The following is a 14,026-nucleotide window of genomic DNA, read 5'->3' on the forward strand; positions in this document are numbered from 1 at the left end:
TAACTCATGCCAAGGGCAAACATCGACAGGATCTTACGGTCAATCTCATCAGTGAGTTTTGTTTGGTTCTTCTTCACTAACTTCGGCTCAAACGAACCGGAGCGATCACGAGGTGTATTGAGTTCGAACGCTCCAACGGATGACTTTACTGTTTTCTTGCTGAATCCGTTCTTACGATTGGTCTGTTCCTCAGAGTCGAGGTGCTGCTCCAGTTCTGCTTTCAAAGCGGCTTCTGTGAGTTGTTTAATCAGGGGTGTTAAAACGCCATCATTGCCAGTCAGGCTTTGTCCTGACTGAAGTGCTTTAATGGCATCGTCTATATTGAAGTCTTTGATCATGTGTCATTTCCGTTTTGGATATATTAATGAAATGACACAGATTTCTAAACACTACCAATAAAAATTGAATGGCTGCTTTAGCCGAATACCTATGACAAAGCTCCAACATAAAACTGATAATTCGAGACTAATTCTCCGTACTAGAAGAACACACTTCTGCAATGCTATCTAATTGATGCAATACCCCGCACTCTTTAACCTTCTTATCATGATCGCAAGCAGAACGAATTGAAATCAGTGTTTCTTGTAGTACTTTTAATTCAGCTATCCGATGTTCGATATCGTCAACATGCTTATCTATTGTAGTATTAACGTTTTCGCAGCTATTCTCTGGGTTTGCTCGGGTTTCCAGTACTAATTTAATTTCCTCGATTGTCATATCTAATGCGCGACATTGCTTTATAAACAATAACTGCTTCAGTGCATCTTCAGAGTAGCTTCGATAATTCGATGCCGTTCGCTCAGGTGCAGCCAATAGTGATTTACGCTCATAAAAACGAATTGTCTGAATACTTAACCCTGTCTTAGCTGCCAGAAGCCCAATTTTCATTTTAACTTGCCTAAAGCTTGACTCTATACCAAGTATAGAGTTTACACTCGCGTTATAGGTGAGTAAAGCGAGTGTTTTTATGAGTGGTTGTGGGTGCGAAATTGAGATAAAAGACCAAGAACAAAAGGCAGTTCTCTACTGGCTATTGGGCATCAATGCTGTGATGTTTATCATTGAAATGAGTGTAGGGTTACTCGCTGACTCAACAGCACTTATTGCAGACTCCCTTGATATGTTGGCTGACGCAGTCGTTTACGGTGTTGGTATATATGCAGTAGGGAAAACAATTGTTCACAAAGCCAATGCTGCAAAGGTAAGTGGATATTTTCAATTGGCATTAGGCCTATTAATTTTGTTTGACATAGCTCGTCGCGCAACCTTTGGAAGTGGGCCTGAATCTATGCTTATGATGGGCATGGGCGGTGTTGCACTTATCGCTAACGTTATATGTTTGGCGATAATCAGAAAACAAAAAAATGGCGAGGTGCATATGCGAGCAAGTTGGATATTCTCGGCAAACGACGTCATTGCAAACATAGGAGTGATATTGGCGGGTGTGATGGTTTATCTATTCGATACTCGTTGGCCTGATTTGGTCATAGGTCTTATTGTGTCTATCGTTGTGTTACGAGGCGCAGTCTTAATTCTAAAAGACGCCAGAAAGGAATTCCGTGAAAACAGCTCGACGAATGGAGAGATCGTATGAATTTCACTCAAGCAGCAAAACCTTACATACTTCAAAAACTGAGCGCCGCGCATCAATCCCTTTCGAACAATGACAATAAAGCAGGATTTAAGGCCTTAGAGGATGCTCATGTCATCGGTCAGCACTCAACATACCACCACACACGAGTGCATTATGAAATGCTTAAATTTGGAATAGAACGCCGCGACCTTAAAGAGATATTTGGACAAATTTTTAGAATGCTAGGTGCGCTGACTAAAACTCCAATTGGCTTATTGCCTGAGGGCAATACTGGTGGGGCAAACGTGAGTCCATTCAAGCCAATGTCTATTTCACCCGAAAACAAAGCCATATTGGAAAAAATTAGAAATGCACAGTCATAACCATTCACACTCGCAAGAGAATTCAACCGACGCGTCTAAACGTATTGGATGGGCGTTTTTCTTAAATGTGGTGTTCACTGTTATTGAATTCATTGGTGGATGGCTTACCAACAGCACCGCTATTATGGCTGACGCAGTGCACGATTTGGGTGATAGTCTTTCCATTGGTACAGCGTGGGGATTAAACAAGCTTAGCGATAAAGATTCTAATCAAACATTCTCATACGGCTACAAAAGATTTTCCTTACTCGGTGCATTGATTAACGGTATTGTGCTGACGGTAGGCTCCATTTGGATATTGCTTGAAGCGATACCTCGTTTGGCTGAGCCTGAAATGCCCCAAGTTGAAGGGATGGTTTTATTGTCTATCTTTGGGATGGCAGTAAACGGCTTTGCGGCTTATAAACTGAGTGAGGGAGACTCATTAAATGAGCGAGTCCTCAACTGGCATTTGCTGGAAGATGTGCTTGGTTGGGTAGCAGTATTTATCGTGTCCATCGTCTTAATGTTTAAGCCTTGGCCTATTTTAGATCCAATCTTATCCATTGGCTTTACTTTGTTCATCCTTTTCAATGTGTTCCGCAATCTCAAAGAAACCCTAATGCTGTTTTTGCAAGCAACGCCCGATAAACAGCTTTCAAAGATTCGAAGCGATTTACTGGCAAACGATAAGGTAAGTGATCTTCACCATTTTCATATTTGGTCTCTAGACGGTGAGCGTAACGTAATGACGGTCCATCTTGTTCTTGATGAAGATGTCAGTCTTGAGCACCTCCAATCACTCAAAGAAAACGTACACAGTTCGTTAGAAAAGTATAAATTTGAACATACGACAGTTGAGCTGGAGTTTGCTAATGAACAATGTCGTGACGAAGTGAATTAGGCTTGGTAAACTTTCATACATGAAAAATCTAAAACGCATAAGTTACATCGTGATCTCGCTGATACTCTTTCAGTCGTTTTCTGCTGTGGCGAATTCGTTAGATTTTCATGCAATAGACATTCAGCACTTGCAACACGAGCATAAGCATTCTGAGCACGAGCAAGTGCAGTCTGAGCTGTCTGCCAATGAAACCAGTGATAAAGTAAGTACAGAGCACCACAATCCTGCTGATTGTCACCATTGCGGCCACTGCCATGGCACACATGCACAATGGGTCAGTCAGAGTCATATCAACAGTCTGAAAACAGTGGTTTCAGTCCACAATTTCAACTATTTAGATGCGGTAATTGACGCACCTATTAACCGCTTACTTCGCCCCCCCAAAATTACTTCCTAGTACGTTTTTTCGATAGCACCGCGCTGATAACACTCGCGATGCTAAATATTGATAAATTATTAGGATATTCCAATGAAAATGTTTCCTATTTTCGGGCATGCATCTGCCATTGTGTGCAGTTGCATACTGGGCTTATTACTCAGTCCAACGACCGCTCATGCGGCGAAAACCAACAGATTTGTAGACAAAAGTGTCCAAGCGCCCATACGAGAAACGCTGACTCTTGAGGACGCTATTAGACTAACACTTGCCAATAATCCAAGTCTGTATGAGTTTAAATTTAAACAACGTGTTATAGACGGAGAGTCAAAAACGGCGGCGCTTAAACCCGCATTGAATGCAGGGGTTGAATTAGAGAACTTTTTGGGAACTGGCGAGGTATCAGGTCTCAAAGAGCTTGAAGTTACCTTGACATTATCATCAGTGTTACAGCTCAATGATAAGCCAGCAGCAAGGTTGAATGTACTCTCTGAACGAAGAATACAGCAAGATGTTGAAAAGCGAATACTCACCTTAGATATCCTCGGTGAGCTTAATCGTCGTTACATCAAAGTACTCGTATTGCAGGCGAACTTAGACGTCATAAAAGATGCAGAGGCACTTGCACTTTATACATTGAATGCCGTAACGAAACGCGTTGAAGCAGGCGCGTCCCCCTTGTTAGAACAAAAACGTGCCCAAGCTGCGCTGGCCCAAGCAAAGCTCGATGTTAATCTAGCTCAACAGGACCTAACGTTTGCCTTGCGCAGTTTATCCATCATGTGGGGGGAGCAGACCCCGAGCTTTAAGCATGTGGAAGGCGATCTTTTTGCTTTTAACAAAGTTGCGTCGTTTGATGCGCTGGCAGTCGCAATCCGAAATAGCCCTCACATTGACCTATACGCTAAACAAAGCCGTGTGCAAGCGGCGCAGCTTCGTTTAGTGCAAGCGAATAACCGCGCTGATATTGAGTGGTCAGCGGGGCTTCGCAGAATGCAAGGTATTGATGAAACAGCACTGGTTGCCGGAGTAAGCGTTCCATTGTTTCAAAAAGAACGAAACCTTGGTGAATATGAAGCAAACAGGGCACGTCTTGACGCAATAGAGCAGCAAAGACAAAACAACGTTCGAAGCCTATTACATTCAGTTAATCAAGCGTTAGGCGAACATACACGAGCATTGCTAGAGATCGACACACTTCAGCGCAAGGTGATTCCTCCGTTAAAGGGCGCGTTAGATTTAGTCGAGAACGCCTTTTTGGAGGGCCGTTTCAGCTACTTGGAATGGGTAACTACTCGACAAGAATTTCTGACAACCCGGCTGACATTAATAGAGGCAGCGTCTCAAGTTCACTTAAGCAAAACAGAAATTGAAACACTCACAGGTCTCGCGCTGACGAATGAGCACAATGATGACTCAATTCACCCAAGTCACAAAAGCAATTGGCAGCAGTCATCTAACATTTCGATAAGAAGTCATGATTATGAATAAATTCACAATACAAAAAGTACTTATTTCTATCTTCACCCTTAGCCTTTATAGCCTAACCGCAATCGCAGGAGGTAAACACAGTGATGTAAGTTCCAGCGATCAAGACAATCACGCAGGTGAAGTCGTAAGAATGAGCAATGAAACAGCAATTCAGAATGGTATTTCTGCAACTCCCGTGCTCGCACGCGATATTGCGTTAACGAGTACGCTTTATGGGCGAATTAGTGCAGACCCCGCCTCATTAAGTCATATAAGAGCACGGTTTGACGGTGTTATTAAAGATGTAAAAGTCAACATTGGCGATTCCGTTAAGAAAGGTGATATTTTAGCGGTTGTTGAGTCCAATGAGAGTTTAAAAAGTTATTCCATCACGTCACCTTTTGATGGCAATGTGATTGCGCGACATGCGAATAATGGTGAGTTATCAAACGGGCAAGTACTTTTTTCGTTAGCTAACTATAAAAACGTATGGGCACAGCTGACCGTTTTTTCACAAATGCTTAGCAGCATCAAGGTTGGACAGTCAGTTGAACTAAGCCACGCAGGTTTCAACCAAACCTCCAAGATTGCATATATTACGCCTTCAGCTGATGGCAATCCACACTCTCTTGCCAATGTAGCTGTCGATAATAGTACTGGATATTGGCCACTCGGTACGCTGGTCAAAGCACAAGTTACGACGTCAACTAAGTCAGTAAGTCATTCGGTTCCTCTATCTTCTGTGCAAGTGTATGAAGCCAAACAAGTTGTTTTTGTAGTTGAGGGTGATGAGTATGCGCCCAGAGCGGTAGAGCTTGGTGTCTCAGATGGTCACTATATCGAGGTTATCAATGGCCTTGAAGCAGGCGAACGCGTCGTGGCTTCCAATAGCTACATAATTAAAGCAGATTTGGAAAAATCGGAGGCAGGCCATGATCATTAATGCCTCACTACAACTGATATTTCCCTGTCAAATGGCGTGTAGTTCTAAGGGAGGTTTAAGATGCTAGTTTCCATTATTCGTACCGCAATCGAAAAGCGCGGTATTTTTCTGATGCTTTCCTTTTTGGTGATTGGATTAGGCCTATTCAGTTATCAAAAGCTGCCTATTGATGCCGTACCCGATATCACCAACGTTCAGGTACAAATCAACACACAAGCAGAAGGTTATTCACCGCTTGAAACTGAACAACGTATCACCTTTTTGGTAGAAAACGCTTTGGCAGGATTACCAAACTTGGACTACACACGTTCACTATCGCGCTATGGCTTATCACAAGTGACGGCCGTTTTTGAAGAAGGCACGGATCTCTATTTTGCCAGAAACCTCATAAACGAACGGCTAGGCATTATCAAAAGCCAATTACCCGATGGTATTGAGCCTAAGATGGGGCCGATTGCCACAGGTTTGGGTGAAATTTACATGTACACGCTTAGCGCGAAGCCCGGCACAGTAACTGCCGATGGCAGAAAATTTGATGCAATGGCGCTTCGAGAGTTACACGATTGGGTGGTGAAACCTCAACTGGCCTTGGTTAAAGGGGTAACAGAGGTTAATGCTATTGGGGGGTTTACCAAACAGTATCATGTGAAGCCTAATCCTCAACTTATGCTTAATTACGGCGTTAGTACTGACGATTTATTGCGGGCATTAAATCGGAATAACGCTAATCAGGGCGCTGGGTACATTGAACGCAACGGCCAGCAAATACTAGTACGTTCACAAGCGAGACTTTCGAGCGTTGAGGACATCAGTAACGTGGTGGTAACGCTTACAAACCGATCTCCCGTCACGGTAAGTGACATTGCAGAGGTCGCCATCGGTAAGGAGCTTAGAACGGGCGCTGCAACACGAGAAGGTCAAGAGACGGTGTTGGGCACAGCTATGATGCTAATAGGCGAAAATAGCCGAGCTGTTGCGCTAGACGTGGCTGATAAAGTGGATGAAATCCAAGCAAGCCTGCCAGAGGGCGTAATTATCCAAAGTGTATACGATCGCACTACGCTCGTGGATAAAGCCATCAATACAGTACAAAAAAACCTTGTTGAAGGCGCACTACTCGTTATTGTTGTCTTATTTTTATTGCTGGGCAATATACGGGCAGCAATTATCACCGCCGCTGTCATCCCACTTGCCATGCTTGCCACAATAATAGGCATGGTACAAACGGGCGTTAGCGCGAACCTAATGAGCTTAGGCGCGTTAGACTTTGGACTGATTGTCGATGGAGCGGTTATTATCGTCGAGAACTGTATTAGGCGATTAAGTGAATCGCAGCGGCGAACGGGTGCAATACTGCCTCTTAAAGAACGGCTGGAAGTCGTATTTGAGGCAACGAATGAGGTGGTACGCCCAAGTCTGTTTGGCGTGATGATAATCACGATTGTGTATATTCCTATTTTTAGCTTAACAGGTGTCGAAGGGAAGATGTTTCACCCAATGGCGGCTACCGTAATATTGGCATTGCTAGCGGCAATGGTATTTTCAATCACCATTGTGCCCGCAGCCGTTGCTATGTTTATGTCGGGCAAAGTCAGTGAAAAAGAGAGTCCAATAATCACTGGGGCTAAATCAGTTTACCGCCCTGTATTGGAGTGGGCATTAAAATTACGATGGTTGGTAGTAGGTGCAGCAACATTACTCGTAGTTATCAGTGTTTGGTTTGGGATGCGCCTAGGTTCTGAATTTGTGCCGCAACTAGATGAGGGTGACATAGCCCTTCATGCAATGAGAGTGCCCGGCACAGGAATTGAACAAGCTGTCGATATGCAAAAACGGCTTGAACAGGTCATTATGCAATACCCACAGGTAAACACCGTATTTGCTAAAACGGGTACTGCTGAGGTGGCTACTGATGCTATGCCACCCAACGTCACTGACACTTTTGTAATGCTAAAACCAATTGATGAATGGCCAAACCCTGCATTATCGAAAGCGGAATTTGTCGAGCAATTGGAGAGGGATCTTCAAAATGTACCCGGCAATAACTATGAGTTTACGCAACCTATACAGATGCGCTTTAACGAATTAATTAGTGGCGTTAGGGCAGATTTAGGGATCAAGATATATGGTGATGATCTGGATAAGCTGCGGGATTCAGCTGGTGATGTTTTATCCGTATTACAAGATATTCCGGGCGCTGCTGATGCACGAGTAGAACAAGTAGATGAGATCCCCATCTTCACGGTGAACCCGAAGCCTTATGCGCTGGCGCGTTACAACTTAGACGTAACTGACTTGCAAACGTGGTTAAGTGCATCAGTTGGCGGCAAAGAAGCTGGTTTGGTATTTGAAGGCGACAGACGCTTTGAGATTGTTGTTCGTTATCCTGAAGAGATTCGCAGTGATTTAGAAGCGCTGAGAAATATCCAAATCATGACCAATGATGGTGAGTATGTGCCAATCGCCGAGGTGGCTGAGCTTGAATATACCAATATTCCCAGTCAGATAAGTCGAGAAAACGCAAAGCGCCGTATCGTCGTCACAGCAAATGTGAGAGATCGTGATTTAGGCTCTTTTGTAGATGATGCTAAAGAGCAGATCGCCGCCAATGTGGTACTGCCAAGTGGCTACTGGATAAGTTATGGCGGTACGTTTGAGCAATTGGAAAGCGCAAGTCAGCGACTGAGTTTGGTTGTGCCCGCAACGCTTTTTCTGATCCTTGCATTACTTGTGATTGCATTCGGCTCAGTCAAAGACGCCATGATAATTTTTACAGGCGTCCCTTTGGCATTAACTGGCGGCGTCTTTGCACTTTGGATCAGAGATATGCCTCTTTCAATATCCGCAGGGATTGGTTTTATCGCGCTCTCTGGTATTGCTGTATTGAATGGACTGGTGATGCTGTCTTTTATTAGGCAGAGGATGGAAGAGACTGGCGAGTTGGTAAACTCGATTATTGATGGAGCAATGACTCGCTTGCGGCCAGTACTGATGACCGCGCTAGTGGCGAGCCTTGGTTTTGTGCCCATGGCGCTTAACGTAGGTACTGGCGCAGAGGTGCAGCGACCTCTGGCAACCGTGGTCATTGGTGGGATCATATCTTCGACCTTGTTAACTCTGGTTGTATTACCCGTACTCTATAGACTCGTTCACAGCAAAACTGCGATCTAATGTTAAGGGCTTTCTGATTGATGACGAAAGCCCTTATTTCGAATTATCCAGAACGGCGAAACTAGAATATTGTCGTGTCGTTCATTTTTTGACGTTGCAGGAAAAAGTATGGAATCAACAAGAAAAAGTGATTTAAAAAAGGCGAGAACGCTTCAAATATTAAATGTCATCTATGATGCAATTGAAGTAATGGTCGCTTTAATAGCAGGGATAACTGCCAATAGTTCAGCGCTCATAGGATGGGCATTGGACAGCACAATAGAGGTGATAAGTGCTGCCACCCTTGGCTGGCGTCTACACGGCGAGCTTAAAGGAATTGATGAAGATCAGGTAAATAGACGGAAGAAAATTACTCTCTACGTGATTGCAGTATCATTTACTTTGGTCTGCATATTTATATCTTATGATTCAACTACAAAACTTCTTAGTCAGCAAACTTCAAGCTGGAGCACTATGGGGTTAGTCATTTTAGTTACTTCTTTGCTTATCAACCCTATTCTTATTTATTTCAAAAGAAAATATGGTCGTAAGCTGGACAGTCCAGCGTTGCTTGCCGATGCCAAAGATACCTTTATCTGTTTATACCAAACTATTGTTGTTCTTGCTGGTTTGCTATTGGTAAATTGGTTTGGCTGGTGGTGGGCAGATCCTGTGGCGGCGTTGCTCATTGTACCTTATGCAGCAAAAGAAGGTTGGGAGGCCTACACTAAAGCAAGAAAAATCAACGTTGATAAGAAGTAACAGGCGTATAGACGTTTACAATACATTCTCTCAAAACTGACGTTATTCATTTTGTAAAAACTATAATAGTTTCTTAATTACTTAGATTTTTATCAGGTAATGCTGTTAACTGAGCAGATAAAACGAAGCGCCTAGTCTTCGGAAGACTACACAGAGTGTACGAAGCCATTTAGCCAATGTTTAGGGTATAAAAATCAATAGGAATCCGTAAAGCTGTTAACTGAATCAGGGTTAGATTTACATCGTGCGAAAGGAGGATAAATATGAGTGAGTTTTTAACGCAATGGCAAGAGGCCGCCCACACTACATTGGGCCTATTTTGGATGGCTTTTTGGGCCTTCGCGCTTGGTTATTTAATAAGCTCAATGATCCAAGTCTTTGTCACCAAAGAGAGAATGCAAAAATCCATGGGAAAAACCGGACCCAAAAGTGTCGCATTGGGCACTTTCTTTGGTTTTATTTCCAGTTCCTGTTCCTTCGCAGCTTTATCTACAACGCGTGCTCTATTTGTAAAAGGTGCAGGCTTAATCCCTTCGCTTGCTTTCATGTTGGCGTCCACCAATTTGGTGGTGGAATTAGGCATAATCATTTCTATTTTTCTTGGGTGGCAGTTTGTTGTAGGAGAATATGTCGGTGGTATTCTACTTATCCTAGCCGTTTGGCTTTTGGTCAAACTGACGTGTAAAAAAGAGTTTGAGGAAAAATCGCGAGAGCATGCAAAAAAAGCAGAAGGTGGCGATAACCAAGCGAATAGCAAGGAAAAAAGCTGGAAAGATAAAATAGTGAGTAAAGCGGGATGGCACCAAGTTGCTAGCCGCTACACGATGGAATGGAAGATGGTATGGAAAGATGTAACCATTGGGTTTACGGTCGCCGGTATCATCGCGGTATTTGTTCCCACTGAATTTTTTCAATCACTTTTCATCGGAGCCGGGCAAGAATCGAACTCCTTTTTGCAAATTCTTGCACAAACCATCGTTGGCCCCGTTGCGGCCTTTTTTACTTTTATCGGCTCCATGGGCAACATTCCGCTAGCGGCCGTGTTATTCGGGCAGGGGGTAAGTTTCGCTGGAGTAATGGCGTTTATCTTTAGTGATCTGGTGGTATTTCCAGTGTTGCGGATTCAGGCGCAGTACTATGGCTGGAAAATGGCCATTTATATACTGATTGTATTTCTATGTGCGCTTGTGGGCGTCTCGCTTGTCATGCACTATGGACTCGATCTCTTGGGACACTTGCCTGATGCTTCAGGATTTCAGTCAATGACAGATCGTGAGTTTTTTAACATAGACTACACGTTTTTCTTGAATTTGCTCTTTCTCGCGCTAACCGCTGCATTCATAGTTTGGCATTACTACAAAAAAGAAAAATCGATGTCAGCTAATCGAAGCCTTGGCGACTGGATACTGCTGTCGCTTTCGATTGTCGCGTATGGATGGCTTGCAATTGGTGTTGCTGTGCTTCCATTTTTATAGTTTACAAGCGCAACTCTTTGAATTTAGTAACATTCATTTTGAAAAATGTTTAATAATTAAAATTCAATATTTTGAGCATTTATGGCAAGCGATGTTCATAATTTAAAAGATTTTTTACTCTATCATCATATAACGAAAAATATGTCATGTTGCGATACCAACTTCTTTAATATGAGTTACTATTTGTATCACACCATTGATTAGGTTGAATGCAGATGCCTTTTTGTCAGACTGTTTTTCATGCAGTTCAGCAAAACCACGTTGTGGAATTGCTATCAGGCTATACGAGAGAACATTATGCTGACGGTCATCAAGCATATATGCTTGATGATGGAGGTTTTAATATTGACGCTGGCGATAATGATATCCGCGCATACTATAATGAGGACTCAGAGACCCTCCGTTTTTTCTGCCGTTACAAACAGGATAAGGTTTTTTACGACAAGAGGCTGGCTAGGTTTGCACAAAAACATCACATCGTTCTCGGGACTTCATCAATCAATGATAGTGGTCGGTGACCATTATCAAGTGGTACACGGTGATAGCACATACAATTTTAACTAAGGCGGAGCTCACAACTCGCAAATCACCGCAACTTGTTAGCTGGGATTAATTTCAGCAGTCATAACATGATTAGAGATAGTATTATTGTGCGTTCACTTTGGATGAAACTGCTGTTTATTGAAAGCAACAGCAATTAGTCACTAAGGACCAATGGGAGAAATCCGGTGTCAGATTATTCGCAGTCTGAAGCTGTATGTCATATGAGGTCTCAACCCGCGTCTGACAGGGTCAGGTCAGATATGAGCCACTACACATTAGCATTTTGGTTCTCATTTCCGCGATATTTATTTCTATCATTGATGATATTTCATTTCGGAGTGTTTTAGGCTCGGCGATAGGCTTCTTATGGGGTTATTTCATCCTTATATTTAGCATAATTATGGGAATGCTACTGCTACCTTAGAAAATTTATAAGTATATGGTGTCCTTCGATAAAAGCACACTAACGAATAATTGCCATAAGAATTTAATTTTTCTTGGGTTTGCACTTTTGTTGCCGGAGCCAATGAGGGCAAATTAGAAACCACTTTCCACACCTTTCTCGTTTGGCGGTCTCGATTTAGACTTTGTAAAAGGCTTCATTGGAATTGTTATTTTTTTACTACTCTGACCTATTTCATTTCACTTTACGGCGATGGTATTCGCTTTTCTTCCAAAAAAGAAAAACAAAAAGACTCTCTGATGTTTGCATATGTAAATACTCCTTATTTGGTTCTAAATTTATTTAAATATCTCGTAATACCATTCATCATTCTCTACCCCGCATTCATAGACATTTGGGGCAATACATTCGAACAGTTGATTTCACTCTTGTTTCACATTCGATCTATTCTAATAGAACAAGACAATCTAATTGAGAGATTGATGATTCGATTTGTTGATGTATTGATAAAGCTTCTGCTAAATCTAAGGCCGAGTTCTTTTTTGTTTAATTGATTACTTTTTTCGATTGAACAAAGATTTAATTGTCTGGCTAATAAATAATATGAGTACTCAACGCTCAATAATGACACCTTGAGTACCCGTACCTACTTCTTGTTTACAAATTCTGCTCTGTAAACTGAGCCAGCGAGCTTCGCTCTACCTCATCAAATATCAGAACACTACCTTTATCATATTTACGATATACGTTGACTGCCGCTGTAGCTCCGCTAGATGCGGGTGTTACAAATTTGTCGTCAATCTGCGCTAAGTTGCCTAGAAGGATGGTTCGGCAGTTTTTCCCTCCTCGGCTAAGCATCCCTTTCATCTGTGCACGAGTCATATTCTGAGCTTCGTCAATTATTAAAACGGCATCGTCGATAGAACGGCCTCGGAAATAAGCCATTGAAGTGAATTCGATGTTCGCTCTCTCGATAATATGCTCCACAGTGGCATGGATATTTGCATCATTATCATCATCGGCATGCATCGAAATCAGCGCATCTGTAATACCTGCTAATAACGGCATGGACTTCTCTTTTAGATCTCCCGGAAGGAAGCCGGGGTCTTCATCCATAAAGTCACGAGACCTCACAACAACGATTTTTTTATACTGCTTTAACTCCAGAACTTGGTGCAACGCAGCCGCTACCGCCAAAAATGTCTTTCCGGAACCAGCAGGACCAAGGATGATATTTAAATCAAAATGAGGGTCAGTTAATTGACTTAAAGCAATCGCTTGTCTCGAATTCTTGGGACTTATTCCCCAGATCTTGTTGTGTTTTCTGGGTAGCAACTTTGTGAAGACATGTTCGTCTGTTACTTCTGTAACAAAACCAATATGCCCTGCGTCATCATACCAATACATGTTGTATTGGACCTCTTCAATGAAGAGGCTTCTATCAAGTTGATAAACCTCGCCGGAAAGCTTAAACCCATCATCTGACTTAACACGATCGAACAAATCGCCTTCGATAGCTTGTACTCCGGTGTACAGCAAATCGATATCAGATATTTGATGATCTACGAGTACATCTTCGGCATCTACACCAATGGTTCTGGCTTTAAGTCGCATATTGATGTCACGTGATACTAATGTGACCTCCTGACCTAACACCTTCTGCATGTGCAGCGCGTAGTTGATAATACGATTATCGGCGTCGCTACCAATTCCTTGCTTTAATTCGCTTTGAACATCTAAATTGGTGTCAATACCAATAAAAAGTTTTCCTCGTTTGACAGATTCGTTCGAGGGCAGTGGAATACCCTTCTCCATCTGCTCTGCGCTATGTCCGTTAACGATGTCTTCAAGCATTCTGATAACGACTCTAGCGTCAGCACTAACGCTCTTCTCCCTACGTTCTTTCAAATTATCTAACTCTTCTAGCACTGTCAGACAAATGTAAACATCATCTTTGTAGGAAAGCAGACTCTTGGGATCATGAACCAATGCTGATGTGTCTAGTATTCTTGGATTCTTATTCTCGTTTGGATTTTTCATTTTAATTCCTCTTTGAGAATTACTT

Annotated in this window: 13 protein-coding genes; 10 read left to right on the forward strand and 3 right to left on the reverse strand. The window is 42.6% G+C overall.

Features of this window, described 5'->3' with window-relative positions:
• Both OPS28_RS08435 and cadR read right to left on the reverse strand, forming a co-directional pair.
• Window positions 1-338 (reverse strand): transposase (locus OPS28_RS08435; RefSeq protein ID WP_265609019.1); only part of this gene is annotated, 338 nt, incomplete at its 3' end.
• Between the two features lie 127 nt (window positions 339-465).
• Window positions 466-888, reverse strand: coding sequence for a Cd(II)/Pb(II)-responsive transcriptional regulator (cadR, locus tag OPS28_RS08440; protein ID WP_014951210.1), 423 nt, complete (start codon window positions 886-888; stop codon window positions 466-468).
• Window positions 889-967: 79 nt separating this feature from the next.
• Between cadR and OPS28_RS08445 the strand changes: the two genes are divergently transcribed.
• From OPS28_RS08445 to OPS28_RS08490, 10 genes are all read left to right on the forward strand, one after another.
• Window positions 968-1,594: a cation transporter gene (locus OPS28_RS08445; protein ID WP_265609020.1), complete on the forward strand. Its 627-nt coding sequence runs from the start codon at window positions 968-970 to the stop codon at window positions 1,592-1,594.
• The gene (locus tag OPS28_RS08450; protein ID WP_265609021.1) at window positions 1,591-1,956 is read left to right on the forward strand and encodes a DUF3703 domain-containing protein; all 366 of its coding nucleotides are present in this window, start codon (window positions 1,591-1,593) and stop codon (window positions 1,954-1,956) included. The genes OPS28_RS08445 and OPS28_RS08450 overlap by 4 nt, the downstream gene beginning before the upstream one ends.
• Window positions 1,943-2,839 (forward strand): cation diffusion facilitator family transporter, encoded by an 897-nt coding sequence (locus tag OPS28_RS08455; RefSeq protein WP_265609022.1) that lies wholly within the window; start codon window positions 1,943-1,945, stop codon window positions 2,837-2,839. The genes OPS28_RS08450 and OPS28_RS08455 overlap by 14 nt, the downstream gene beginning before the upstream one ends.
• Window positions 2,840-2,858: 19 nt before the next feature.
• The gene (locus tag OPS28_RS08460) at window positions 2,859-3,236 is read left to right on the forward strand and encodes a hypothetical protein (RefSeq protein WP_014951214.1); all 378 of its coding nucleotides are present in this window, start codon (window positions 2,859-2,861) and stop codon (window positions 3,234-3,236) included.
• A 72-nt stretch (window positions 3,237-3,308) separates the two neighbouring features.
• Complete coding sequence (locus OPS28_RS08465; RefSeq protein ID WP_265609023.1) at window positions 3,309-4,706, forward strand: TolC family protein; 1,398 nt, start codon at window positions 3,309-3,311, stop codon at window positions 4,704-4,706.
• Window positions 4,699-5,628 carry an efflux RND transporter periplasmic adaptor subunit gene (locus tag OPS28_RS08470; protein WP_265609024.1) on the forward strand — a complete coding sequence of 310 codons (930 nt, stop codon included), beginning with the start codon at window positions 4,699-4,701 and terminating at the stop codon, window positions 5,626-5,628. Before OPS28_RS08465 ends, OPS28_RS08470 begins: the two co-directional genes overlap by 8 nt.
• 60 nt (window positions 5,629-5,688) lie before the next feature.
• On the forward strand, window positions 5,689-8,799 hold the full coding sequence (locus tag OPS28_RS08475; protein ID WP_265609025.1) for an efflux RND transporter permease subunit: 3,111 nt from the start codon (window positions 5,689-5,691) through the stop codon (window positions 8,797-8,799).
• A 108-nt stretch (window positions 8,800-8,907) separates the two neighbouring features.
• Window positions 8,908-9,540 carry a cation diffusion facilitator family transporter gene (locus tag OPS28_RS08480; RefSeq protein ID WP_265609026.1) on the forward strand — a complete coding sequence of 211 codons (633 nt, stop codon included), beginning with the start codon at window positions 8,908-8,910 and terminating at the stop codon, window positions 9,538-9,540.
• A 263-nt stretch (window positions 9,541-9,803) separates the two neighbouring features.
• On the forward strand, window positions 9,804-11,015 hold the full coding sequence (locus OPS28_RS08485; RefSeq protein ID WP_265609027.1) for a permease: 1,212 nt from the start codon (window positions 9,804-9,806) through the stop codon (window positions 11,013-11,015).
• A gap of 215 nt (window positions 11,016-11,230) precedes the next feature.
• On the forward strand, window positions 11,231-11,533 hold the full coding sequence (locus OPS28_RS08490) for a hypothetical protein (RefSeq protein ID WP_265609028.1): 303 nt from the start codon (window positions 11,231-11,233) through the stop codon (window positions 11,531-11,533).
• A 1,085-nt stretch (window positions 11,534-12,618) separates the two neighbouring features.
• On the opposite strand, the gene OPS28_RS08495 is transcribed toward OPS28_RS08490, so the two are convergent.
• Window positions 12,619-14,001 (reverse strand): PhoH family protein, encoded by a 1,383-nt coding sequence (locus tag OPS28_RS08495; protein ID WP_265609029.1) that lies wholly within the window; start codon window positions 13,999-14,001, stop codon window positions 12,619-12,621.
• Between the last annotated feature and the right edge of the window lie 25 nt (window positions 14,002-14,026).

The organism is Alteromonas sp. ASW11-130 (assembly GCF_026183735.1).
GTDB lineage: Bacteria > Pseudomonadota > Gammaproteobacteria > Enterobacterales > Alteromonadaceae > Alteromonas.

Bases quoted from the DNA above. Each gene is read 5' to 3' on its own strand.
- cadR (WP_014951210.1), bottom strand. From the start codon at position 888: ATGAAAATTGGGCTTCTGGCAGCTAAGACAGGGTTAAGTATTCAGACA.
- OPS28_RS08445 (WP_265609020.1), top strand. From the start codon at position 968: ATGAGTGGTTGTGGGTGCGAAATTGAGATAAAAGACCAAGAACAAAAG.
- OPS28_RS08450 (WP_265609021.1), top strand. From the start codon at position 1,591: ATGAATTTCACTCAAGCAGCAAAACCTTACATACTTCAAAAACTGAGC.
- OPS28_RS08455 (WP_265609022.1), top strand. From the start codon at position 1,943: ATGCACAGTCATAACCATTCACACTCGCAAGAGAATTCAACCGACGCG.
- OPS28_RS08460 (WP_014951214.1), top strand. From the start codon at position 2,859: ATGAAAAATCTAAAACGCATAAGTTACATCGTGATCTCGCTGATACTC.
- OPS28_RS08465 (WP_265609023.1), top strand. From the start codon at position 3,309: ATGAAAATGTTTCCTATTTTCGGGCATGCATCTGCCATTGTGTGCAGT.
- OPS28_RS08470 (WP_265609024.1), top strand. From the start codon at position 4,699: ATGAATAAATTCACAATACAAAAAGTACTTATTTCTATCTTCACCCTT.
- OPS28_RS08475 (WP_265609025.1), top strand. From the start codon at position 5,689: ATGCTAGTTTCCATTATTCGTACCGCAATCGAAAAGCGCGGTATTTTT.
- OPS28_RS08480 (WP_265609026.1), top strand. From the start codon at position 8,908: ATGGAATCAACAAGAAAAAGTGATTTAAAAAAGGCGAGAACGCTTCAA.
- OPS28_RS08485 (WP_265609027.1), top strand. From the start codon at position 9,804: ATGAGTGAGTTTTTAACGCAATGGCAAGAGGCCGCCCACACTACATTG.
- OPS28_RS08490 (WP_265609028.1), top strand. From the start codon at position 11,231: ATGCCTTTTTGTCAGACTGTTTTTCATGCAGTTCAGCAAAACCACGTT.
- OPS28_RS08495 (WP_265609029.1), bottom strand. From the start codon at position 14,001: ATGAAAAATCCAAACGAGAATAAGAATCCAAGAATACTAGACACATCA.